This window comes from Paenibacillus sp. EB106-05-06-XG162, assembly GCF_058791655.1.
In genome coordinates this window covers 1-22,972 of sequence record NZ_JBYTDT010000021.1, presented here as the reverse complement: position 1 = coordinate 22,972, position 22,972 = coordinate 1, and the positions used below count along the sequence as shown (strand labels likewise).

Genomic DNA, 22,972 nt, shown 5'->3' with positions numbered 1-22,972 from the left:
CCCGTAGAAATCTCAATTGTGCTTATTATACCACACAACCTTCGAACGCATAAAAGCACATTTTCTCAAGAATCATTCCGGTTAATCTTGGGCATAGTACACAAGAATCCACTCTGGAGGTGCAAGTACATGGGTATACAACTGGATTTGCGACAAGCTATTCTCCGTAAAGTACAGAATAAGACCGATGCCGAGATTGCCGACATGATTGAGGATTCAATCGATTATGACGAAAAGGCGCTTCCCGGGCTTGGCGTGTTGTTCGAGTTGATCTGGAAACAGGTTGATGACAAGACACATCATGAGCTTATCCATGCGCTGCAAGAGAAGCTCTCCACCGACGCCCCCGCTCACTCGTAAATAATCGCGAACCTTTCCCTATATTGGGAAAGGTTTTTCACATTTTCATCACATTTCTATGCAACAAATTTCGTAGAAAAGAGAAACGAAAAGCCTTCTGATACGTTCTAGTATAGTATTTACATAAAATAGGGTTCAGAAAGGTGACTTCTTTTTGAGCTGCCTTTATGGCGATGAAGGGGAAGTTGATAGATTCTTCGTCTAATTCCATAGCACCATACTAGAAAGGAGGCTGCATCTTGCTGCGTGTAGAACATTTATCCCACGTCTTTCGCAACGGGAGCGAAGACACCCCAGTCCTCAGAGACATTAATTTCACAATACATAAGGGCGAGATCGTCGCACTGCTCGGCAGTTCCGGTTCTGGTAAATCCACGCTGCTCAACTTGATGGCAGGTCTGATGAAACCGACAGAAGGAACGATCTTGATTGCGGATCAAGCCATTGAGAAGATGAGCGAAAATAAACTGGCCGAATTTCGGCGTACGAACATTGGCTTTATTTTTCAGGCCTATGAATTAATCTCGCACATGACCGTACGCGAGAATGTGGAGCTTCCTCTTGTATTCCAAGGGGTCAAGCCTAGCAGCCGTAAAGAGAGAGCTATATCCCTGCTCGAGAAGGTTGGACTCAAAGAAAAGACCGAGATGTTCCCTTCTCAGCTCTCCGGTGGACAGCAGCAGCGTGTCAGTATCGCGCGATCGCTTATTACGATGCCTTCCATTGTGTTCGCAGATGAACCTACAGGGAACTTGGATACAAAGACAGAGAATGAAATTATCGATCTACTCGTTGAATTGAACCAATCGCTTCAGCTGACCTTCGTCATCGTCACTCACGAGAAGGAAGTTGCTGATCGTACGAAAAGGATCATTCAATTGCGGGATGGCTATTTGATCGACCAGACGGTTGAGACGGGAGGTCAGGCCACATGAGAATACGCGATTATTTGAACATTGGTTGGGACCAGCTCAAACGGCGCAAAGTCGTTACGGCCATGTGTACCATCGGAATCGCCATCGGTTCCGCTGCTATTATCGTTGCCTTATCCTTAGGCGAGTCCGCACAGCAATACGCGCAGGAACAAGTCAATTCTTTTCTCAAAATTGATGAGATTACGATAACGAATGAAGCTAACACCTCTCAAGATAGCAGTTCATCCGATTCAGACCGTGGCGTCATTACGAAACAGAAGCTCGATATTATTGCGCAGCTTCCTCATGTCAAGGCCGTAGGAACCTACAAAAGTATTGGAAACTTCGGATTCAGTGTCGATGAGACCAAGGAAGGACGTCTAGAGCTGACTGCGACCAATTTGGAATCGCTCGAAGCGTTCGATAACAAATTCAAGCAAGGCGGCATCTCGGAGCAAGAGAATACCGTCGTGCTCAGTTATGGCGCGATGATGGGGCTTATGGATCAAGAAGCGATGGAGGCAAGGGACAAGCAAATCCGGGCCAACCCGAATGATGAAGCCCTCTGGGAGCAATTCCGAGAAATGGATAAAATCGTGACACCACTCTACCAGAAGCAGTTGAAGCTGAAAGTCGACGTCACCCAAGATCTGAACAATCCCAAAATCGTAGAAATCCCGCTCCGAGTTGTTGGCGTGCTAGCCAAACCATCTGGTGTATCGGATAATCAAGTCTCCTGGATGAAGGATGCTTATATCTCCCATGCACTAGCTGATCAAATTACCGACTTAATGAAAGCTGCGCGACCTGGCACCGAACTTTCTCCAGAGCTAAGCGCAGAATTCAACAAAGCTGTCGTCAAAGTCGATGACATCAAGAATGTCGAGACATTAGACAAAACGATCAAGAAACTAAGGTTAACACCTCAGAACAATTTACATCAGCAGGATCGACTCGCAGAACAATTCGCCATCGTTCGTACTGTTGCACTTGGGGTCGGGTTATTCGTCTTGTTCATTGCATCCATATCGATTGTTGTTGCCATGACCATGTCAACCTATCAACGAAGAAGACAGATCGGGATTATGAAGGTGCTTGGTGCGAACCTCGCGCAAATCCGCAACATGTTCATCGTAGAATCGGCACTCCTCGGACTTGTCGGCGGTGTGTTCGGCATTCTATTTTCCTATTGGGTCGTCTGGGGGATTAATGCACTCCTCATGGCAACCGAGGGCGGAGACCAGAGCATCCTCTTTATTTCCACCTGGATTCTTGGCGTTGGCATTTTCTTCGCCGTCCTGACCGGCATACTATCTGGCATTTACCCAGCGATCAGCGCATCGAGAACGGATGCTCTAACAGCCATCAAACGAGACTAGAACACGAACTATTACAGGAGAGTGACATCGATCATGAAAAAGAAAATATGGCTTGGGATCACGGCCTTAATCATTATTGGGATTAGCTTCGGTCTCTACAGCCTCAGCTCGCCGAAACCGCCTGTTGTTGCCGATGGGCTGGACTCGGCCTTGCAATTTGAAGTTACCAAAGAGAACTTATCCAAGACCATTGATGTAAAAGGCAAGTCCTCCTACCTCAATGAGACGGTCATTTATGCTCCTTATGACGCTTCCATCCTCAAATGGAATGTCAAGGACGGCATGCAGATCAAGCAAGGAGCGACGTTATTTTCCCTTGATCGTACGAAGATACATAATGAGATTGCGCAGCTCGAAGCGCAGCTTCAGAAATCTGCTCTTGAAGCCAGACTTAGTGACCTTCAGGCCAATGTTGCGGATACAGAAGCCACGTTAAGCCTATCTGAGGCGGACGCAAAGCGTGGGTTCGTGGAACGTGAGAAGAACAAAATTATGAATGAGCTGAACCAAGTGAATGACCAGATCAGCAAGACAGAGCTGGATTCGAAGCGCAAGAAGCTGCAGCAATCGGATTTCAAGACGCCAGCTTCCGGGATCTTCCTGTTCGATGATGCGAATGCGATTCCGAAGTCGGTGCGTGAGAATGACCGAATCGGTAAAATTGTCGACTTAGATAAGCTTCAGCTCGTGAGCTATGTCGGCGAACAAGATGTCTTTCAGATCAAAGAAGGCATGCCTGTCAAAGTAAAAATCAATGCGCTCAAGAACGTTACGCTTACCGGGAAGGTCGTTAGCGTATCGAAATTCGCGAAAACAGGCACCGAGCAGAATGCCTCCCAATCCGCACAGTTCCAAGTGAATATCAGCCTGTCCAAAAATGAAAACCTCATCGCGGGTCTCAGCTTAACGGGATCCATAGAGGTTGCAAATAAACCGGATGTATTGGTCATTCCGACAATTGCTGTACAACGTGAGAAAGATCAATATTACGTTATGCTCAAATCAGGAAATGGTCTGGAGAAGAAGTATATCAAAATTGGCCTTGAAACGCCGGATAAGACGGAAGTCGTTGAAGGATTGAAGGAGAAAGACACGGTTGTATTGCAGTAGATGAACCGGAATTATATTAATATTTCATACAAACCGATAAGGCACAACAGGATGCCTGCTAACACATTGGAGTAACGCCCGAACCATGTTCTAGCCATTCTCCTGCCGACGTTGGAGCCTACGCCGATGAATAATATAGAGAGTATACCAGTGATTACCGTCGTCCAGAGCGCTGATATTCCTGTTGCGCCGGCGCCAATGCCGGTAGCAATATTATTCAGCGTAAGCGCTAGGCCAAGTGCTAGAGATTCTTTCCATGAAATCACTTGATTATGATCCTGATCCGCATGGATCGGATTGCGCAGTACCTCAGATAAGGTAGGAGCTTCAAGCTCCTCCTTGGAGTCTGAGGACCGTATACTTCCCCATAGCGTCCAAATCCCGATAAGAATAATAACAAGCGCTCCTGACAAATTCGCCATGTCGCTTGAGATGAATTGGACCAGCCATTCACCCATCCGCATCGAGAAATAAGTACCGATCATTGTGATACATGCAATCAGAATATTCGGTAGCCAAGGAATTCGAGTTCTTTTCATTCCAAAAGACAAACCAATCCCCAAATTATCCAAATTGGAAGCAACTGCAAACATAATCACAGATATCCAATGCATATTCAATCACCTCTTCTATATCCCCTCCTACTCTATGCCCATTGTAAGAAGATGTGACAGAAACCGATATCTATTATCCAAATTGGATTGTGTCCGTCGAAGGAGCCACTACATTAGCATGAGGATCGATCTGCTCCATCAGCTTGATAAGCGCTTGCCGTTGCTGTTCCTCAAGCTCATTCGCCATAGCGCCTAACTCCGGACGCAACTGAAATTCAATCGACGTATCCCGCTTCAGCCACGCCGTATTCCTTCTTGCCGCACTACGCTGTACATCCTCGATCGTTGCCATAGGAACCGCGTGCGCTTCACCATATGCTGCAGAAATCGCAGCTTGACGGTACGATTGACGCAGCTCGAGCACAGGTCTGATCGTACCGATCCCAACCGTTACATTCGTTCCATACATGTAATCCAAGAGCTTATAGAGGCGTTCAGCACGTAATAATGCAGCTTCACCTAGCGAGGTCTGATCATCTTCAGTGATGAAGAAAACCGTCATATATCGATTCATCATAGGGCTAGATACACATGGAGCTAGCTGCTTCGCAAATTGATTCACAGCATCATAATATCTAGATAAGCGCATATGATTCTCCGTCGGGCTAATCCCCTCAATCTGGGGGAAAGCAATCATCATTGCATACCCTGTATTCCATTGAAGATTGAGAATTTCTGTAAGCTGCCGGAACTTGGTATCCTGCATCGCCTCCATCATAAGTGAAATGGCCAATAAATTCTCAGTAATCGAGATTAACGTTGTTGTAGGCTTCGAAGCCATACGGAGCTCTAACCGCTTCCATTGCTCCAGATCTAAATCCTGTACCTGTCTGCGAAGTGCATTTAGTAAGTCTTCATCCGAATCCCGAGCGTCCCGGAAAGCGTATAATATCCTGCATTGAGGGGCGAGCTGCTTCATCGCACAAGAGCGATCAACATCTGTATCATTCAACAACAGGATATCGATTCCCCTCTGCTCGATACACCGTATCATTATCTCTTCGTTTTCTACTCGAAGGAGCTGGAATATCCCTGGCAACCGCCGAGTAATGAGCTCCTCTAACCTATCCTGTTCCTCAGGCTCATCGTTTACGATGAGTAACCGATACATAGTAATTCCCTCCTTAGCTGCAATCCATAGTACCTGCTGCTGCGCTTTTTTCGCCTCACCCTCTTTCCTTGGATGCGCTTTCACGAATTGGTAATATGATACAGTTTATCATAAAAAAATAAGGTTATCGATAGCCAAAGCTGATCGATAACCTTAAGTTTTGATGAATGTTTTGTTACGGTGCTGTTTCAAGGAATTTTGCCGTTGGATTCTTGTCCATTGCCGTCCGCATCGCGTATTCATTCTCGAAGAGGACAACATAATTGCCCTTCTTATCCGTCACGAGCTGTGAATTAATACGGAACTTGCCTGAATCGATTTTATTCTCCTCATCGACAATCCAACGAGCAAATTGATATGACATACGCTGCAATTGCACATCGACGCCATACTCGCCCTTCATCCGGTATTCGAATACCTCGAATTGGAGTTGTCCGACGACGCCTAGGATCGTCTCATCGAAGCCGCTAGCCGATTGGAAGACCTGAATCGTACCTTCTTCTGTCAGCTGGTCAACACCTTTTTGATATTGCTTATGCTTCAATGCGTTCTTCACCGTTACTTTCGCGAAGATCTCCGGCGAGAACGTCGGCAGCTCATCGAATACAACCTCACTGCTCTGACTTAACGAATCTCCAATACGGAATATACCTGGATCGAATAAACCAATAATATCCCCTGGATATGCATATTCAACAATATCCCGGTCTTGTGCAAGGAATTGCTGCGGTTGCGACAGCTTAATGTCCTTACCCGCACGTACATGGCGTACGCTCATGCCGCGTTGGAACTTCCCAGAGCAGATACGCAAGAAAGCAATACGGTCACGGTGAGCCGGGTTCATGTTCGCTTGAATTTTGAAAACATATCCTGTGAACTTCTCATTCTCGAGCGGATCGATTGAACCAGCCGTACTGTTACGTGCTGTTGGCTTCGGTGCAAGCTCCAAGAAGTTCTCGAGGAATGTCTGCACCCCGAAGTTATTAATCGCGCTTCCGAAGAATACAGGTGTTAATTCACCGCGTTTGACTTTCTCGAGATCGAACGGATCACCCGCAACATCTAACAGCTCGAGCTCCTGACACAATTGATCATGCAAGAATTCGCCCGCCATCTCACGAATGACTGGATCCTCGTAGCTATCCACCTTGCGAACTTGAATTTCGGAATGATCATTTCCTTGGAACAATTCCACTTGGTTATGGACACGATCATAGACGCCGCATAAGTCACGGCCTGTGCCGATTGGCCAGTTCATCGGTACCGAACGAATGCCAAGCACTTCCTCCAGCTCTTCCATCAGTTCGAATGGGCTGCGGCCTTCACGGTCCAATTTGTTAATGAACGTGAAGATTGGAATCCCACGCTTCGCGCAGACTTGGAACAATTTCACGGTCTGAGCCTCGACCCCTTTGGCGACGTCAATCAACATGACTGCGCTATCCGCAGCTGTCAGCGTACGGTACGTATCTTCACTGAAGTCTTGGTGACCTGGCGTATCCAGAATGTTAATCCGATGACCTTTATAATCAAATTGCATCACAGAGGACGTTACCGAGATACCACGCTGCTTCTCGATCTCCATCCAGTCCGATGTTGCATGCTTGCTTGCCTTACGCGCTTTTACCGATCCCGCTTCGCGAATCGCGCCCCCGAATAAGAGCAATTTCTCCGTCAATGTCGTTTTACCAGCATCCGGGTGAGAAATGATTGCGAACGTGCGTCGTTTATTGACTTCAATCTGTAATTCTTCGGCTAATGTTTTGCTCATGCCCCATGTCCCTTCATCTACAAAATCATAACTTATATTGTAACATATTGAAGCGTGAAAATGTATTCGAATTGGAAGCGATAGCACCCATTTCATGAAAAAGACGCCTTCCTCTACCTCACGGCAGGAAAGCGTCTCAATATATCTCTTATTGGGCTGCCAATGCACGAATAACAACCGAAATGACTTGATCCTCACCTTGACGTTCATGTTCGATAACGACCCAATTGGCAGCTAGGGCTGATTTTAAAGCTTCAACATTCACTGAAGATAGACGAAGCTGATCTACACGTCCTTCACTCGCCGTGAAGTCACGCCCCGCTTCAACACCGAAACGCTCGAAGAGCCAGATTTTCAACCCGTTATTCGTATTGAAAGTAATCTTGTAGCCTTCGCGAATCGCTTGCTCTAGAGGCTCGCCATTCTCCTCTGCATAAGAGAGAAAATCATCATAGCTGTAATACTCTTCCTCAGCGACTTTAAGCGGTGATAAATCACCTGTATGAACCACGTTAAGCAGCACATCATCGGTTATACCGAAGCGGCGCGCCCGCTCCATCATAATCGCCGTATTCTGCGAGATTCTTACGATATTGCTCATAGCCAGCACATCCCTTCCCCATAATTCCAAGTTTCACTTAGTATAAATGACAGGCTGTATAATGACCTGGCGATATTTCTTTCCATTCCGGCTCTTCTGCACGGCAGTGATCTGTCGCGAACGGGCACCGGGAAGCGAACTTGCAACCCTGCATGTCATTCAGCGGACTCGGCAAATCGCCCTTGAGCAATTCGGACGGCATCGCAGCAGCCTTTGGATCGGGTACCGGAATGGCTGATAGCAGCGCTTGTGTATATGGGTGTGCCGGATGGGTGTAGAGCTCATCACTCGGTGCCAGTTCAACCAGCTTACCCAAATACATCACCCCGATCCGATTCGAGATATGTCGAACCATCGATAGGTCGTGGGCAATGAATAGGTACGTCAGACCGAATTCACCCTGTAAATCCTCCAGCATATTTACCACTTGCGCTTGTACAGACACGTCTAGCGCCGAGATCGGCTCATCACATAGGATGAATTCCGGATTGACGGACAGAGCCCTTGCGATACTGATCCGTTGTCTCTGCCCACCACTAAACTCATGCGGGTACCGATCAATATATTCAGATTTAAGCCCTACCTTATTGAGAAGCTCGAGCACACGCTCCTGACGATCCTGGCGGCTGCCGAACCCGTGAATCTCCATCGGTTCATTAATGATTTGCGAGACGTTCATGCTTGGGTTCAGTGAAGAATAGGGATCTTGGAAAATCGCCTGCATCCGCTTGCGGAATGGCTTAAGCTCCTTCTCCTTCATCTTCGCGACATCTTTGCCGTCGAACCAAATCTCACCGTCTGTCACCTCATGAAGACGTACGATGCTTCGGCCTGTTGTTGATTTCCCACAACCGGATTCGCCGACAAGTCCAAATGTTTCGCCTCGGTTGATATGAAAGCTGATATTATCAACGGCCTTAAGTACCTTCTTATCACGTCCGAAACCCCCGGAACCCATTGGGAAATATTTTTTCAGATTTCGAACATCGAGCAATACATCGTCCTTCTTAGTCATTGTACTTCCTCCCCTCGACCCTTAGCACCATGCTTCATGTCATCTGAGAGCAACCAGCAGAGTGAACGATGCCCTTCTTCTGGTACGAAATAAGGCGGCATCTCACGGCATTTGTCCATCGCATGCGGGCAACGTTCCATGAATGGGCAACCTGAAGGCGGATGAAGCAAGTTCGGCGGCGTCCCTTCAATGGACGCCAGGCGCTCACGCTGCCCTTCCTTTACGCGCGGAATCGAACGCAGTAAGCCTTGCGTGTAAGGATGGCTTGGACGTTCGAAAATATCCTCAACCGTGCCTTCCTCCATAATCATGCCGCCGTACATGACGATGACGCGGGTACATACTTGAGCAACGACGCCCAAATCGTGTGTAATCAGTAGGATCGAAGTCTTCGTGTTATCTCGCAGCTGCTTCATGAGCGTAAGAATCTGCGCTTGAATCGTCACGTCGAGTGCCGTCGTTGGCTCATCGGCAATGAGAAGCTCAGGCTTACAAGATAAAGCCATCGCAATCATAACGCGCTGACGCATCCCGCCGCTGAATTCATGCGGATATTGATCAATCCGCTGCTCTGGCGAAGGAATTCCTACTTCCCTCAACAACTCAATCGCACGTTTACGGCTATCTGCCTTACTTAATTTCTGATGCCGACGAATCACTTCAATCATCTGCGATCCAACTCGCTTCACCGGATTGAGCGAAGTCATCGGATCTTGGAAGATCATCGCGATTCTGTTCCCGCGAATTTGACGCAGCTGAGGTTCCGACATTTGGCGTAGATCTTGGCCGTGAAATAGAACCTTACCATCCTTAATGACACCAGGAGGCTGGATTAGCCCTAAGATGGATTTCGCAGTAATACTCTTCCCACTGCCTGACTCGCCAACGATGCCAATAACCTCGCCTTGCTGCACGTCAAAGCTAACCCCGCGGACCGACTCGACCTCACCATCACGCGTCATAAAAGACGTTTTTAAATTTTGCACGGATAATAATTCTGTCATACGTCTCACTCCGTTAAGTCATAATTCACGGGTTAACGCCGATTCACCTTCGGTTCGAATGCGACGCGGAATACATCCCCGAGAAAATTAAATGAAAGCACTGTTAATAGAATAAAAAGCCCTGGGAATATCGCCATATACGGCGCTTCCCCGATAAAGCCTTGCGCATTGTTCAGCATGCTACCCCATGAAGAGTTTGGTTGCTGAACACCAAGACCTAAGAAGCTGAGTGACGATTCCATCAAAATCGCGGACGCGATATTAATGGACGCCGATACAATAATGGTCGGCAGAATGCTCGGTACAATATGTTTCGTAATGATCCGCAGCGTGCTCTGACCCGATACACGTGCATACATCACATATTCCCGCTCCTTCACCGATAGTGTCTCCGCGCGGACAATCCGCGCAATACTCATCCAGCTGAGCAGCCCGATAATAATGATAATCGTCGGAATACTTGGTTTCAAATAAGCATTGAGAATAAGCATTAAGAAGAACGACGGAATAGACATCAGGACATCAACCATACGCATTAACAGGTTATCAATGAACCCGCCAAAATAACCACTGACCGCGCCTACGGCTGTCCCTACAACGACGGCAATGGCCATCGCCAAAAATCCGACACTTAAAGATACACGTCCCCCGTATAATGCCCTCGCAAAGTAATCCCGTCCGTAGTCATCCGTTCCGAACCAATGCGTCGCACTTGGCGGTAGCAACCGCTCTGTCGGGACAAGTTTGTTCGGATCGTAAGGGGACAAGAACGCGAACACGGCCCCGATGATGAAAATAGTAAGAATAATAAGGGCTACGATGCCCGTCTTTTGCTCTTTGAATTGTGCTTTTACATTACGCCATCTCATTCGATTCATCTGTCTAATCACCTCATCGTCTTGATACGCGGATCAACGACACTATATAAGATGTCCGCCACCAAGTTTCCAATCACGAGCATAAACGATGAGAACATCGTAATCCCCATAATCACGGGGTAATCCAGGCCGAATACCGAAGAGATCCCGAGGGAACCCATGCCCGGCCAAGAGAATACCGTCTCTGTAATGAACGCTCCTGCAATCAGATCTGCGAAGGACATCCCCAGGATTGTAATAATCGGGAGCAGCACATTCTTCAGGACATGACGCCAGAGAACACTGCGCTTGGTTGCACCATAGGCATATTGGATTTGAACATAATCTTCTTCTAGCTGACTGATCGCTTGGGAGCGAATATATCTTGAATACATCGATACATTGATAAACGTTAGGACCGCACACGGCAGAATACCATGCTTCACAATATCCCAGAAGGAATCCACGCCAATCGTACGCATCCCCATACTTGGCAGCCAGTGCAATTTCACGGCGAAAATATAAATCAACATGATCCCGAACCAGAAGCTTGGAATCGAGATCCCGATGTACGAAATCATGCTAATGCCGCGATCGAGCAGCCGATTTTTACGGGATGCCGCGATGATACTAAGTGGAATAGCAATAATCAGTGAAAGGAATAATGCTGAACCCATCAAGCCAATTGTCGCAGGCAGACGCTCTAGAATCAATTCCAACACCGGACGATGATTCGTTAAGGAATATCCGAAGTTGCCTTGCAGCACATTCTTTAGCCAGATGAAGTATTGCATAATGACCGGCTGATCCAGGCCCAGACTATGCCGAATTCTCTCGACGTCTTCCGCGCTCATATTCGGTGTGACGAATGAATTCACCGGATCCCCCGGTGCGAGCTTAATTAATGCGAATGACACGACGGAGATAAACCAAAGCAACGGGATCGATTGTAGAACCCGTTGCAAGATGTTTTTTTTCAAAGGTGTCCCCTCCGAACTGAACACTCGGCGTTGCCGCCGAGTGCCCGTGAAATGTTCTATTTAGTTACATACAATTTCGATAGATCCTCAAGCATAACAACCGGTTTCGTTACCGCTTCCTCCACACCGCCATAGCGTTTGTCGAGTGCTACTACACCTTTTGTATAAGCAATCGGGAAGACCGTCATTTCATTCGCAACGGTTTGTTGAATTTGTTTGTACAATTCGCCGCGTTTTGCTGTATCGGTCTGTACTGCTGCTTGATCCCATAATTTATCGAAGTCTGTATTTTTATAATGTGAATAGTTATAAGCTTCATTACTCATGTAGAGCGTACGGTAAGCATCTGGCTCAAAGCCCATGATATAACCACCGAAGGAGAGATCATACTCTTTGTTGTTCATATCCAAGGATTTGTTACCGAAAGCCGTAATATCAAGCGGCATCAATTCCACTTCGATACCGACTTCTTTCAACTTTTGTTGAACATATAGTGCTAAGCTCGTTTGCGGTTTGTTCGAGTTCGTATAAGCAAGTTTCAATTTCAAATTCGATACGCCTGCTTGCGCGAGCAATTCTTTGGCCTTATCCAAGTTGTGGTCATACTTCTCAACATCATTGGTCTGATATAACGTGTCTGGCGTAAGGATTGAAGCTGCTGGTTCTGCATACTCACCGGATGTGTAAGCTGCTGTAATCATTTCGTTCTTATCGAGCGCATAAGCAATCGCCTGACGTACTTCCTTCTTCTTCATAACATCCACATTCAAGTTAAATACCATGTAGGACAAGCGGCCTTCTAGGTAAGTTAGGATGTTGAAATTGCCTGTATTCTTAAGTGTATTTACATCTTGTGTGTCAATCATACGCATTTGAATTTCGCCGTTCTGAAGGGCAAGATTCGCAGCATTCGGATCTTTCGCTACACGGTATGTGACGGAATCCAATTTCGGTGCGCCGCCAACATACTTGTCGAAGCGCTCTAATGTTACATATTCCCCTGCACGGTATTCTTTAAATTTGAATGGACCAGAACCGACCGGGTTGCTGTTCTTTGGACTTTTCTCGATATCCGCTTCCCCTTCGAAGATGTGTTTAGGAATTGGGAAGATTTGAACGAGCATGCCTTCGAATGCTGCGGATACTTTCGGAAGAACGAAGTCCACCGTACGGTCGTCCACTTTCTTCATCGTTAACGGCTTGCCGTCATAGACGAATGAACCACGGAAGAAGCTATGCTGTTTCTCATCAAGAATACTGTTCATCGTGAAAATAATATCGTCAGCCGTCAATGGCTGTCCGTCGTGCCAAGTTAGACCTTCACGCAGTTTCAACGTGTATGTCAAGTTATCTGCAGATGGCGTCAAGCTCTCTGCAAGTACGAACGTCTTCTTGTCTCCATTAACGTTGAATAGTGGTGCATACAACGCTTGGTCAATCGTTAATGTAACACGATCTCCCGCATAAATTGGGTTCAATACTTTAGGATCATCCTGAACGGCAATGACGAGGCTGCCCCCATTTTTTGCTGTCCCGGCAGGTGCCGTTGATCCTTGATCTTCTGCCTTTTTGTCGCTTGAAGCACTACCGCATGCACTCATGGTTAGAATCACAAGTGCCATTATCGCAGCAGTCCACATATTTCTACGCTTCATATTCGTTTACCCCCTGTAACATCATGTCGAATATTGTCTTTGGTTAAAACTAGTATACCAGTATCTTTTCATAAAGCAACTATTTTTTCCGAGTTTACAGGTAGGAATTAAAATCACCCTAATACCACACGAAAAAAAAGGCACTCTGATAACATCAGAGCGCCTCCCTTCCAACGATGATCCTATTGTCCAATGAGAAGTGCACATGCCGGAGCCGCTTCAATTCCCGTCATTTTCAGTGGGCTGTCTTTTATGAATTTTTCCAGATCACTTCGTCCTCATCTTGCCCATTAACAGGCCACCAGTGGAAGCCGTCTTTGGCAAGAAGCTCATCCACCTTCTCAGGCCCCCATGAACCAGCTGGGTAATGTTCGATAGCAGATGGGTTCGCTGCCCATGCTTCGGCAATGCGATCAACGAATGCCCAAGCGGAGGACACTTCGTCCCAGCGTGTGAAATACGTAGAATCACCACGCGCAGCATCGAAGATTAGGCGCTCATAAGCTTCAGGCGAGTTAATGCCGACCAAGCAGCTCTGGCAGAAATCCATCGCAAGCGGTTGAATATCGGATTCCGATCCCGGTCTCTTCGCATTGATCTTCACATAGATGCCTTCCATTGGATTCACCCGAATGACGAGCAAGTTCGGCTCTAAGTTATGCTTCTGTCCGAGGTAGACATTCGTAGGCATCCGTTTGAATTCGACCACCACTTCTGTCGTCTTCACCGGTAGACGCTTGCCTGTACGAATATAGAACGGCACACCTGCCCAGCGGAAATTATCGACGAATACTTTGGCAGCGAAATAGGTCTCGGTATTGGACTCCGGATTGACGGATTCCTCTTCGCGATAACCTGGCAATGCCTTGCCTTTCAACGATCCGCTCGTATATTGTCCGCGAACGACATTCGCTTCCACTTCTTCCTTCGACGTATATGCACGTAGAGAGCGAAGCACTTTCACCTTCTCATCGCGAATATCCTCCGCAACTAACCGGCTAGGCGGCTCCATTGCGATCATCGTGAGCAGCTGCAGCATATGATTCTGTCCCATATCACGCAGTGCACCCGCATGATCATAGTATCCACCGCGCTCTTCGACACCAACCGTCTCGCCAAGTGTGATCTGAATGTTCGCAATATGTTTGTTATTCCATAACGGCTCGAAGAAGGAGTTCGCGAATCGAATGACTTCGATGTTCTGAACCATCTCTTTGCCAAGGTAGTGATCAATCCGGTAAATCTCCTCTTCACGGAACACTTCGTTAATCTGCTTATTCAGCTCTTCCGCCGATTTCAGATCATAACCGAATGGCTTCTCGATCACAAGACGATGCCAGCCTTGGGATTCAAGCATACCGCCCTTCCGCAAATTCTGTGATACACCGCTGAACAGCTCCGGCGCAAGTGCAAGATAGAATAGACGATTGCCTTCGATATTGAACTCTTGTTCGAGCACACGCGTCTGTTGATCGAGCTCCCGGAAACCATCAACATTATTAATATCTAGTGATTTATATTCAAAATGTCTAACAAAGTCATTCCAATCTGTATTGGCTTCTGGCTTGTAGCGGCAGAACTCCTTAATGGATTGAATAATATCCTCACGGAATTGATCATTCGTGCGTGGACGACGAGCAACACCGATTACCGCAAAACGCTCGCCTAGCTTGCCTTCACGATATAAGCTATAGATAGCTGGATACAACTTGCGACGTGCCAAATCTCCTGTCGCTCCAAAAATAAAAAAGACAGCGCCAGATGCTAAACTCGTTAGGTTATTCTCTATTTCGTTCATGGCTCCTCATTCTCTTCCTTATGTATTTTTATACAAAAAATTGACTCCCATCATCCAAGTGTTTCACATCTGTATCTTATGCCATTTTATCACAACCATCTCGTTGTTGCTATTCTCAGAAGACCAAATTTTTGCACATTCCTACATAATTTTTTTTGCATGTATTGCCTAATATTCCGTTGTTATAAGGGGAAGACCGATAGACACCCGCTCTTGATCTGTGCCGCTGATTTGATGAACAGCCATCTGAAGATGCAGCTCATGCTTACCACTTACGATACCTTGGCCCAACTCAGGGGCTGAATAAGATGCACTATAGGTGCCATTGTCTGTATATTTTTCCATTTGAATGAGTTTGACTTCCTTCGCAATTACTTGCTCCAGTTGTTCTACGGTTACTTGTGCTGAACCCTTCGCTTGTCGTTCTTTCTCGCCTTGCACAGTACCATTCCAGTTATAATCCAAACCCAAGTCATTCAATTGACGTACGAATTTTGCTTGTGTCGCCTGTACTTCTGAATATAATTGCTTCTCGGATTGTGTAGAATCCACCCGTTTTGCTTCAATCTGATAGACCCAGAAGAATCGGTTCGCTTCACGTTGAACAGCCATCCAGTTCACACGCGAACCATTTACTTGCCAGCTTGCGCTCACGATGACCTTTCCATTCTTCGTTTGTAGTTCGATTTTTTTCCCGGCAAGAAGTCCTTCGCTCCACGCCTCTACCTGACCCTTTAAAGACTTGCTACCATCCATGAATTCCATCTCGCCATTGATTTTCACAACCCAGCGCGTCGGCTGCGCTTGCATCGATTCACTTAATTTCCATAGCTGTGCGAGGCGGTGTTCTGCCGTGGAGACTCCATCGCGCTGCTTGAATCCGGTTAGCATTGTGGCACTTAGCCACACGAGACACAAGCACATACAGCCTACCATCCATTTCCGCATCATCACCAGTTCCCCCATTCACGTCTTCGATTCTATGAATCTAGTAAATAGGATATCCGTTCCACCTCTCCCTTATACGCCTCATGCAAAAATAGGCACTTCACTGCTAGGTAAGTAACCATACACGTTTATCCCCGTCTGAATAGATTATTGTGAACCACAGACAAATGCCGTATTCACATGAAACGGATCGTTAATTATAGGAGGTGTCGAACCTTATGATTCCGGTTTACCCTGTCAATGAAGAGAGCATTGGTCGTATAACAGGTCGAATGGTATGTGTCGTGACAAGCCATGGAGAGCGTTTTATCGGTCGGGTCGCAGGCTGCAGGAATGGCAAGATCGTACTGTTTGATGATGAAGATGAATCGCCTTTTAGCCCGCCGTCCCATGAACATCATCATGAAGGTCCTAAGCATGAAGAAGAGCATCATAAGAAACATAAGAAACATCATAAGAAGGGCAAGAAACATCACTCCGAACACAAACCCCACAAGCATAAAAAACACAAGCACCACAAAAAAAGCCCATGCCGTATCGCCAAAACTTCAAGCTTCATCCCTAACCATGACAATCGCCGCAGATTTTTCGAAATCGACCTTGCACTCATCTCCTTTCTTTTCCTGCTTGTGCTATAAAAAACGCAGAAGAACCCGGAATCGCTCACGACCGCAGCAATTCGGGTTCTTCCTGTTTGTTACTCAACTATTATTCGGCTAAACCATTCTTATACGCATAAATGGCGGCTTGTGTGCGATCGTCCACACCGAGCTTCGCCAGAATATTCGTGACATGAAATTTCACAGTCTTGATTCCAATGAACAGCGCGTCTGCAATATCTTGATTCGACTTGCCTTCGGCGAGGAGACGAAGCACATCCATCTCTCGCTCTGTTAAATCTTCGTGTGCAGCAGCATGCTGCTTCGGTTGACGAAGACGATTCATCATCTTCGATGCAACCTGGGACTCCAGTACGGATTGGCCTCGAGCTGCCGCTCGTATCGCCTCTGCAATCTCGGTCGCACGGGAAGTTTTCAAGAGATAGCTGAATGCCCCCGCTTCAATCACCGGATACATCTTCTCATCATCCAAGAAGCTCGTAAGCACAATAACCTTGCATTCTGGGTACAATTCAAGCAGCTTACGTGTTGTCTCGATTCCATCCATGCCTTCCATCACCAAATCCATCAATACGACATTTGGTCGGTATTCTTGGGCAAGACGGATACCTTCGATTCCATTGCTAGCTTCACCAACAACTTCGATCCCATCCTCTGTACCTAGAACTGCGGCAAGACCGATACGAACCATTTCATGATCATCCACGAGCAATACTTTAATCGGCGTCTCCAATCCCTTCACCCCATCCACTTTCCTCGTTTAATACCGGAATACGAATCTCTATTCTAGTCCCTTTGCCTGGCGCAGTAATTAACTGCAATGATCCACCAATTTCATTCACGCGTTCCTGCATCGTTGATAACCCATAAGAGGTCTGCTTCTTCACATCAAGCTCAAACCCAATCCCGTTATCTCGCAATAACAGGCGCACCCCATCCTGACGTTGATGCAACTTGATCTCCATCTTCGTTGCCTTCGAATGCCTTAATGTATTCGATAAAGCCTCCTGTACAATCCGGAATAGATGATTCTCAATCCCCTTCATTAAGGCAATGTCCTCATCCACCTCGTAGATAATCTCCATAGGAACTTTCGCTTTCATCTCGTGCAGGAGCTCTCTGAGACCTTCAGCAAGCGGCTTACCCTCCAAGTGTACAGGCCTCAAATGAAGCAGCAGCGCTCGCATCTCTGATTGGGCAACAGAAGCCATTTCTTCAATCAAGTTCACTTGCCGGAGTGCTCTGTCAAAATCTTCTTTCTCGAGGGTTCTGCCTACTGCGGTTGCTGTCATCGAGATCGCGAACAACTGCTGACTCACGGCATCATGAAGCTCCCTTGCAAGCCGCTGCCGCTCTTCAATAATAGCAGTAAAACGAGCCTTTTCTGCCAACTGCGCGTTGTTCGTCGATAGTCGTTGCAGCGAGCTCACTTGCTCTTCCCATTTCTTACTCATCCGACCTAACTGCTCTGCCAGTCGACCTACTTCGTCTTCACCTAGATCCGGCAGCGGGCGAGATAAATTTCCTTTCTCCATCTGAAGAACAGAATCTCTAAGCGTCTCCAACCTTCTACGCACATGGTAACTCTGATAGAACCCGAATATGGCTCCAAGCCCAATAGATATCGATACACCCGTAAGACTAATCCAGACGCCCTGCAGCCATGTCGTGAGCGGTTTCATATAGCCGTAGGACTGTAAGAAATAGATCGACGCTCCGAATAACAACATGGAGAAGAGGATCGTCTGGCCCATACTCCGTATAACCATATTGGTCGTTTTGGTCGTTTCCATGGCACCGATCCCCTTCCTGTTAATTAATTCGAATATCAATATCTCCTACGATATAGGAAATGACGAGTTTTACTTTTTGATCACACAAATCATAATGCGGTGACTTCCACACCCGTTTATTCATGAATCCTGCTTCCTTCTCATGGTTGAAATTAATCTGTCCCAAAACAACATTCGCTTCAAGCTCGAGCCCAATATCGTCTGGGATTGAGACATCAATATCCCCTAGCGCACCTTGAAGTACGACCGTGCACTCCTTCTCCTCCATAATGGCAAGTGATAGATCAAAATTCACTTCTCCCACGACATGCCAGAGGCTCATATTCCGCAATACCCATGGCTCGCGATCCCATTTCAAGCTGCTCATTAGATTCTGCTTCTGTATATATCGTTCATCTCGCTGCTCTTTCTTCGATTTTGCATAGAATAGACCGAGTGAGATTAAGATTATTCCGAGTAAAAGTGTAAAATGATCCAGCAGCAATAGAATGCCGCCAATGACAAAGAGCATATAGCCCCTTCGTGTATTTCCTCGTTTACGAATTTGATCTAAGCCTATGAAAAATAGAATGAGTGCGGCAATCGTCAAGAAGCTAATCCAATCGCCCAATAACATAAATAGACCTATACCGATCATAATAAATGCGATATTGCGATTTTTGCTTTGCATGTGCCGCCCTCCTCTCTTGATGGTATAAGGATGGAAAAGCCATGACAACGCAAATCTTGCGCTGTATGGCTTAACCTTTCATAGCATATCACAATTCGACATTATTACGAAATACTAATTTTGATTCAGTTTGTTCTTAAGTGCTTGAAGCTGCTCATCAACCATAAGTTCTTTGCTTGGATCTACAGGGGCTTGATAGCGTCCTGCTACACCGCCTGGTACGCGCATAACATCAGCTTCTGCTTCCAATTGCATGATTTTCTCTTCCATGCGGTGGAATCCGCGAGATGCGCTACCGCCTTCGATCGTATGCAAGCTGCTGATCGTAGCCATTTGTTTCTTCGCTTTCGCCATTTGAGCACGGGATGCAAGCTCATTACGCTTATTGCGCAGTTTGTAGAACTCATCCTTCATCTCATGAAGCTGCTGCATCAAATCTTTTGCTTGTTCGCTGGATTGCGTATGCAAATCCGTATATTCAGTTATTTTTTGGTCGTGGTACAATTTCTCTTCGAGCAATTTACGAGCAACTTCCTCTTGACCATTACGAAGTGCATGCTCTGCTTGACGCTCACGCTCACCGCTTAGTCGGATGGATTCTTCAAGACGTTGCTTCACGCGACGCTCGTTAGCCATTTGTTTCGCTACAGTAACCTCTGCTTCATGAATTTCACTTTCCATATCACGAAGATACTGGTTTAGCATTACCACCGGATCTTCAACCTTATCCAACAATTCATGTACCGATGCCTTTGTCATGTCCTTAATTCTTTTAAATACTCCCATTTTACTTATCTCCCTTCTCGAATTGCGCAACTTTGGCGCGTAATTGTTCTAATTCTTTTTGCATTGCTTTCTTCTCGATATCCTCCATCATAGAGTCGAACGATGAAGATGTTGTAGATGATGTAGTGTTTGTCTTTGGTGCGCCATACTTGTTCATGTCTGAATAACCGCCTGATGTATAGGAAGGTCCTGAACCATATGTTGGTCCTTGGCCGTAATTCGTTCCACTACCATACCTAGGTCCTTGATGATAAGGATTCAAGGGATCCATCGGTTCCTTTGGAACAACCAAGCTAGCGACAATATAGACGAACAACGCAGTTCCACCAGTACAGACAGTTACGATAATGAGCGCTAAGCGTATGAACGTTGAATCGATATTCATGTACTGCGCAATCCCACCGCATAGTCCCGATACTTTTTTGTCATAAATCGAACGATACAGCTTATTCATCCTTTGTTACTCCTTTCTATCATTCTCCAGCTTTTGCTTCAGACGATCGAGTTCTCGATCTAAGACACCTTGGATTTGAGTACCTGCCTGGTACATCATATCTTGGCCCATTCGCTTTATATCCCGCAGACTTCGCGTCTCAAGCTCAAGGTCCGATACTCGATCTTCGAGGCGATTGAACATGCGAGGAATCGTGTTCGATCCGTAAGCATGTGTACGTTGGTTCATTCGTTGTTGAATCCGAATATTCTCCATTCGCGCAACATAATATTGGCGTTTATCGTATACCGTCTGGTATTCGTTCTTTAGCAAATTCAACTGCTCTTCGAGTTCAATGATCGTGCTCTTGCTCTGTTCATATAGCTCCCCATATTGGGCTGCTTTTTCTTCGTGGATCATCTTCTCTTGAAGCGCCATCTTCGCAACATGTTCTTCGTCTGCCTTGAGTGCTAATAAGGCTTGCTGCTCACGTTTGTCTCGCATGCTCTCCGCTTGTAGTACTTGATTCTTAAGCTGGTTGGCGTGCATAAGCACTTGTTGATACAATTTCTCTGATTCTACGATTTCATGTTTAGTCGACATGAGGAATTGATCGATTAATCTTACAGGATCCTCTGAACGTTCCAAACGGTCATTCAATGTTGCTGCCGTAATATCACGTACTCTTTTCATCACACTCATGATTCTCTCGAACCTCCTTATTCGTTTAATATGCCGTATTAGTAAGTTCTATTGTTTCGCTTGTTACTTAGCATTGATACACCTACAACTATCAACCCTATAGCGAGTAACAAGCCGAAGATCCAAGCGAGCTTACTGAAAAGGATAATGGCGCCGAGGACCATGATGATCCATCCAAAATACCGACTACCATTCTTTACGCCGTAATACCCAAGGGCGATCATCAATATTGGAACCAAGTAAGCCATCAATCCGCTTAAGAAACCAAATGCGAACTTCCCTAGTAGGATGACAACCCCGAGTCCGATGAGCAAGGCTGCAAATCCTGTTTTATTATTTCGATTCATCGTCGTTCACCGCCTTTCGTTTCTCTCTTGCTTATGTCTTTATTTTAGGCGGTTTAAGACTTTTCCAAAACGGACCCCCGGCGGTTTTTAATCCTAGACCTTGGTCCAGTCCGATCACAGACCTTAGGGACGTATGAATTATTCATATCAATTGTATAATTCCGATTTTCATTGTAAGATATAGAAGGAATTTAAATTTGGGAATATATAGAAGATGCAAACCCTTTGTACATAGATGGCTCGGGAGGAATATCGTATGCTTAATCTTCAATCGCAATTCGCGAATATTCTATTAGGTCAACGATTAAAACACGATCTTTTTAACCATTCGGGAGTTCTTATCATTCCAGCGAAGACGGTCATCACCGAAGAACATTTGCAGATCGTATCCATGCATCACATTCCAATCTCGATTCATGATTTAGAAGAGATTACATTGTCCGAAGGAACAGATGGCTGTCAATTAATTGATCGCAGCGTTCTTATTATTCAAGATTTATATGAACGAGTAAGCTATAGGCGGGCCATTCCCATACTCGATATAAAGTCACACATTCTTCCGATTATTCAACACACCGTCAAGCATACAGACTTGTTCACATTACTCTCTTGGCTCAAATCTTCAGATGACTATACCTATCGCCACATGGTGGCTGTCTCCATTCTCTCCACGTTAATAGGCAAATGGCTTCAATTAAACGAAAAAGAACTTCAAGATCTTACGATGGCAGCCATCTTACATGATGTTGGCAAAATCAATATCCCTCTAGAGATACTTAATAAACCAGGGGCTCTCACCCCAGAAGAATTTGAAATCGTCAAAAAACATACGAAAGATGGCTATGAGTTGATCAAAGCTACATCTGGAACGACCATGCGCCAAGCGCTCGTTGCCCTCCAACATCACGAACGTCAAGATGGCAGCGGCTATCCACTCGGACTTCGTAGCGATAATATTGATCTCTATTCCCGCATCGTCGCTGTTGCCGATGTATTTCATGCCATGTCCTCTGAACGTGTCTATCGCAATGCATCACCCTTCTATACATTATTGAATGAATTGTATCAATTTGCTTTTGGGAAACTGGACGCCAAGATCGTCCGCTTATTCTTAGACCGATTAATGCAAGCGCTTGTAGGAAATGAGGTCCTCCTTACGGATGGTCGTCGAGCGATTATTGTTATGATCAATTCCCATGATCCGATTCATCCGTTAGTCCGTGTAGGTGATGCTTTCGTGGATTTGAGTAAATGCTCGATTCAGATTGAAGAGGTTCTTGCGTAGGTTTTAATTGAATTGGACACTGACGTATGCAATTCGATGCTGCGTCTTTTTCTTTTGATCAAATATATGTATAAACAGCAAAAACACCTTAAGGATTAAATCCCTAAGGTGTTCATCATTTCATTTTCATTTGAAGAAGTGGTGCCGGTGAAGGGACTCGAACCCCCACGGTTTCCCTCACGATTTTGAGTCGCGCGCGTCTGCCAATTCCGCCACACC

24 protein-coding genes are annotated in these 22,972 nt (G+C 46.1%); 6 read left to right on the top strand and 18 right to left on the bottom strand.

Annotation, left to right across the window (positions count from 1 at the left end):
- The first annotated feature begins 129 nt into the window (after positions 1-129).
- The 4 genes from sspI (at position 130) to AC3WU2_RS27410 (ending at position 3,763) form a co-directional block, all read left to right on the top strand.
- Positions 130-360, top strand: a complete 231-nt coding sequence (gene sspI / locus AC3WU2_RS27425) for a small acid-soluble spore protein SspI (RefSeq protein WP_018758931.1) — start codon at positions 130-132, stop codon at positions 358-360.
- 239 nt (positions 361-599) lie between these two features.
- The gene (locus tag AC3WU2_RS27420; RefSeq protein ID WP_492458115.1) at positions 600-1,295 is read left to right on the top strand and encodes an ABC transporter ATP-binding protein; all 696 of its coding nucleotides are present in this window, start codon (positions 600-602) and stop codon (positions 1,293-1,295) included.
- Positions 1,292-2,653 (top strand): ABC transporter permease, encoded by a 1,362-nt coding sequence (locus AC3WU2_RS27415; protein ID WP_492458114.1) that lies wholly within the window; start codon positions 1,292-1,294, stop codon positions 2,651-2,653. Before AC3WU2_RS27420 ends, AC3WU2_RS27415 begins: the two co-directional genes overlap by 4 nt.
- A 33-nt stretch (positions 2,654-2,686) precedes the next feature.
- Positions 2,687-3,763 carry an efflux RND transporter periplasmic adaptor subunit gene (locus tag AC3WU2_RS27410; RefSeq protein ID WP_314591231.1) on the top strand — a complete coding sequence of 359 codons (1,077 nt, stop codon included), beginning with the start codon at positions 2,687-2,689 and terminating at the stop codon, positions 3,761-3,763.
- A gap of 11 nt (positions 3,764-3,774) precedes the next feature.
- Here the strand turns inward: AC3WU2_RS27410 and ytaF are convergent, their stop codons facing one another.
- The 11 genes from ytaF to AC3WU2_RS27355 all read right to left on the bottom strand — a co-directional run bounded on the left by ytaF (position 3,775) and on the right by AC3WU2_RS27355 (position 16,120).
- On the bottom strand, positions 3,775-4,377 hold the full coding sequence (gene ytaF / locus AC3WU2_RS27405; RefSeq protein WP_492458113.1) for a sporulation membrane protein YtaF: 603 nt from the start codon (positions 4,375-4,377) through the stop codon (positions 3,775-3,777).
- Between the two features lie 73 nt (positions 4,378-4,450).
- Positions 4,451-5,488, bottom strand: coding sequence for a hypothetical protein (locus AC3WU2_RS27400; RefSeq protein WP_492458112.1), 1,038 nt, complete (start codon positions 5,486-5,488; stop codon positions 4,451-4,453).
- A 175-nt stretch (positions 5,489-5,663) separates the two neighbouring features.
- Entirely contained in the window at positions 5,664-7,259 is a 1,596-nt protein-coding gene (locus tag AC3WU2_RS27395; RefSeq protein ID WP_492458110.1) for a peptide chain release factor 3, read from the bottom strand.
- A 148-nt stretch (positions 7,260-7,407) separates the two neighbouring features.
- On the bottom strand, positions 7,408-7,860 hold the full coding sequence (locus tag AC3WU2_RS27390; RefSeq protein WP_492458109.1) for a hypothetical protein: 453 nt from the start codon (positions 7,858-7,860) through the stop codon (positions 7,408-7,410).
- Positions 7,861-7,897: 37 nt separating this feature from the next.
- Positions 7,898-8,875, bottom strand: coding sequence for an ABC transporter ATP-binding protein (locus tag AC3WU2_RS27385; RefSeq protein WP_492458108.1), 978 nt, complete (start codon positions 8,873-8,875; stop codon positions 7,898-7,900).
- Positions 8,872-9,879 (bottom strand): ABC transporter ATP-binding protein, encoded by a 1,008-nt coding sequence (locus tag AC3WU2_RS27380; protein ID WP_492458107.1) that lies wholly within the window; start codon positions 9,877-9,879, stop codon positions 8,872-8,874. The genes AC3WU2_RS27385 and AC3WU2_RS27380 overlap by 4 nt, the downstream gene beginning before the upstream one ends.
- A gap of 32 nt (positions 9,880-9,911) precedes the next feature.
- Entirely contained in the window at positions 9,912-10,757 is an 846-nt protein-coding gene (locus tag AC3WU2_RS27375) for an ABC transporter permease (RefSeq protein WP_379351481.1), read from the bottom strand.
- 8 nt (positions 10,758-10,765) lie between these two features.
- Positions 10,766-11,716, bottom strand: a complete 951-nt coding sequence (locus AC3WU2_RS27370) for an ABC transporter permease (protein WP_492458106.1) — start codon at positions 11,714-11,716, stop codon at positions 10,766-10,768.
- A gap of 56 nt (positions 11,717-11,772) precedes the next feature.
- The gene (locus tag AC3WU2_RS27365; protein ID WP_492458105.1) at positions 11,773-13,371 is read right to left on the bottom strand and encodes an ABC transporter substrate-binding protein; all 1,599 of its coding nucleotides are present in this window, start codon (positions 13,369-13,371) and stop codon (positions 11,773-11,775) included.
- A gap of 250 nt (positions 13,372-13,621) precedes the next feature.
- Positions 13,622-15,169, bottom strand: a complete 1,548-nt coding sequence (zwf, locus tag AC3WU2_RS27360) for a glucose-6-phosphate dehydrogenase (protein ID WP_492458104.1) — start codon at positions 15,167-15,169, stop codon at positions 13,622-13,624.
- Between the two features lie 168 nt (positions 15,170-15,337).
- The gene (locus AC3WU2_RS27355; RefSeq protein WP_492458103.1) at positions 15,338-16,120 is read right to left on the bottom strand and encodes a YwmB family TATA-box binding protein; all 783 of its coding nucleotides are present in this window, start codon (positions 16,118-16,120) and stop codon (positions 15,338-15,340) included.
- Positions 16,121-16,335: 215 nt separating this feature from the next.
- On the opposite strand from AC3WU2_RS27355, the gene AC3WU2_RS27350 reads away from it, so the two are divergent.
- Positions 16,336-16,755: a hypothetical protein gene (locus tag AC3WU2_RS27350; RefSeq protein WP_492458102.1), complete on the top strand. Its 420-nt coding sequence runs from the start codon at positions 16,336-16,338 to the stop codon at positions 16,753-16,755.
- 70 nt (positions 16,756-16,825) lie between these two features.
- Here AC3WU2_RS27350 and AC3WU2_RS27345 read toward each other — a convergent pair whose 3' ends face one another.
- The 7 genes from AC3WU2_RS27345 to AC3WU2_RS27315 form a co-directional block, all read right to left on the bottom strand.
- Entirely contained in the window at positions 16,826-17,470 is a 645-nt protein-coding gene (locus AC3WU2_RS27345; RefSeq protein WP_492458155.1) for a response regulator transcription factor, read from the bottom strand.
- Positions 17,454-18,530 (bottom strand): sensor histidine kinase, encoded by a 1,077-nt coding sequence (locus tag AC3WU2_RS27340; protein ID WP_018758948.1) that lies wholly within the window; start codon positions 18,528-18,530, stop codon positions 17,454-17,456. The genes AC3WU2_RS27345 and AC3WU2_RS27340 overlap by 17 nt, the downstream gene beginning before the upstream one ends.
- Positions 18,531-18,549: 19 nt before the next feature.
- Complete coding sequence (liaF, locus tag AC3WU2_RS27335; RefSeq protein WP_492458101.1) at positions 18,550-19,200, bottom strand: cell wall-active antibiotics response protein LiaF; 651 nt, start codon at positions 19,198-19,200, stop codon at positions 18,550-18,552.
- Between the two features lie 114 nt (positions 19,201-19,314).
- Complete coding sequence (locus AC3WU2_RS27330; RefSeq protein ID WP_314591261.1) at positions 19,315-19,986, bottom strand: PspA/IM30 family protein; 672 nt, start codon at positions 19,984-19,986, stop codon at positions 19,315-19,317.
- A 1-nt stretch (position 19,987) separates the two neighbouring features.
- Positions 19,988-20,440 (bottom strand): PspC domain-containing protein, encoded by a 453-nt coding sequence (locus tag AC3WU2_RS27325; RefSeq protein ID WP_018758951.1) that lies wholly within the window; start codon positions 20,438-20,440, stop codon positions 19,988-19,990.
- A gap of 6 nt (positions 20,441-20,446) precedes the next feature.
- Positions 20,447-21,121 carry a PspA/IM30 family protein gene (locus AC3WU2_RS27320; protein ID WP_379351473.1) on the bottom strand — a complete coding sequence of 225 codons (675 nt, stop codon included), beginning with the start codon at positions 21,119-21,121 and terminating at the stop codon, positions 20,447-20,449.
- Positions 21,122-21,159: 38 nt separating this feature from the next.
- Positions 21,160-21,468: a LiaF transmembrane domain-containing protein gene (locus AC3WU2_RS27315; RefSeq protein WP_018758953.1), complete on the bottom strand. Its 309-nt coding sequence runs from the start codon at positions 21,466-21,468 to the stop codon at positions 21,160-21,162.
- Positions 21,469-21,724: 256 nt separating this feature from the next.
- Between AC3WU2_RS27315 and AC3WU2_RS27310 the strand changes: the two genes are divergently transcribed.
- On the top strand, positions 21,725-22,753 hold the full coding sequence (locus AC3WU2_RS27310) for an HD-GYP domain-containing protein (protein ID WP_492458100.1): 1,029 nt from the start codon (positions 21,725-21,727) through the stop codon (positions 22,751-22,753).
- Positions 22,754-22,972: the final 219 nt, after the last annotated feature.

Bases quoted from the DNA above. Each gene is read 5' to 3' on its own strand.
- sspI (WP_018758931.1), top strand. From the start codon at position 130: ATGGGTATACAACTGGATTTGCGACAAGCTATTCTCCGTAAAGTACAG.
- AC3WU2_RS27415 (WP_492458114.1), top strand. From the start codon at position 1,292: ATGAGAATACGCGATTATTTGAACATTGGTTGGGACCAGCTCAAACGG.
- AC3WU2_RS27410 (WP_314591231.1), top strand. From the start codon at position 2,687: ATGAAAAAGAAAATATGGCTTGGGATCACGGCCTTAATCATTATTGGG.
- ytaF (WP_492458113.1), bottom strand. From the start codon at position 4,377: ATGCATTGGATATCTGTGATTATGTTTGCAGTTGCTTCCAATTTGGAT.
- AC3WU2_RS27400 (WP_492458112.1), bottom strand. From the start codon at position 5,488: ATGTATCGGTTACTCATCGTAAACGATGAGCCTGAGGAACAGGATAGG.
- AC3WU2_RS27395 (WP_492458110.1), bottom strand. From the start codon at position 7,259: ATGAGCAAAACATTAGCCGAAGAATTACAGATTGAAGTCAATAAACGA.
- AC3WU2_RS27390 (WP_492458109.1), bottom strand. From the start codon at position 7,860: ATGAGCAATATCGTAAGAATCTCGCAGAATACGGCGATTATGATGGAG.
- AC3WU2_RS27385 (WP_492458108.1), bottom strand. From the start codon at position 8,875: ATGACTAAGAAGGACGATGTATTGCTCGATGTTCGAAATCTGAAAAAA.
- AC3WU2_RS27380 (WP_492458107.1), bottom strand. From the start codon at position 9,879: ATGACAGAATTATTATCCGTGCAAAATTTAAAAACGTCTTTTATGACG.
- AC3WU2_RS27375 (WP_379351481.1), bottom strand. From the start codon at position 10,757: ATGAATCGAATGAGATGGCGTAATGTAAAAGCACAATTCAAAGAGCAA.
- AC3WU2_RS27365 (WP_492458105.1), bottom strand. From the start codon at position 13,371: ATGAAGCGTAGAAATATGTGGACTGCTGCGATAATGGCACTTGTGATT.
- zwf (WP_492458104.1), bottom strand. From the start codon at position 15,169: ATGAACGAAATAGAGAATAACCTAACGAGTTTAGCATCTGGCGCTGTC.
- AC3WU2_RS27355 (WP_492458103.1), bottom strand. From the start codon at position 16,120: ATGATGCGGAAATGGATGGTAGGCTGTATGTGCTTGTGTCTCGTGTGG.
- AC3WU2_RS27350 (WP_492458102.1), top strand. From the start codon at position 16,336: ATGATTCCGGTTTACCCTGTCAATGAAGAGAGCATTGGTCGTATAACA.
- AC3WU2_RS27340 (WP_018758948.1), bottom strand. From the start codon at position 18,530: ATGGAAACGACCAAAACGACCAATATGGTTATACGGAGTATGGGCCAG.
- liaF (WP_492458101.1), bottom strand. From the start codon at position 19,200: ATGCAAAGCAAAAATCGCAATATCGCATTTATTATGATCGGTATAGGT.
- AC3WU2_RS27330 (WP_314591261.1), bottom strand. From the start codon at position 19,986: ATGGGAGTATTTAAAAGAATTAAGGACATGACAAAGGCATCGGTACAT.
- AC3WU2_RS27325 (WP_018758951.1), bottom strand. From the start codon at position 20,440: ATGAATAAGCTGTATCGTTCGATTTATGACAAAAAAGTATCGGGACTA.
- AC3WU2_RS27320 (WP_379351473.1), bottom strand. From the start codon at position 21,121: ATGAGTGTGATGAAAAGAGTACGTGATATTACGGCAGCAACATTGAAT.
- AC3WU2_RS27315 (WP_018758953.1), bottom strand. From the start codon at position 21,468: ATGAATCGAAATAATAAAACAGGATTTGCAGCCTTGCTCATCGGACTC.
- AC3WU2_RS27310 (WP_492458100.1), top strand. From the start codon at position 21,725: ATGCTTAATCTTCAATCGCAATTCGCGAATATTCTATTAGGTCAACGA.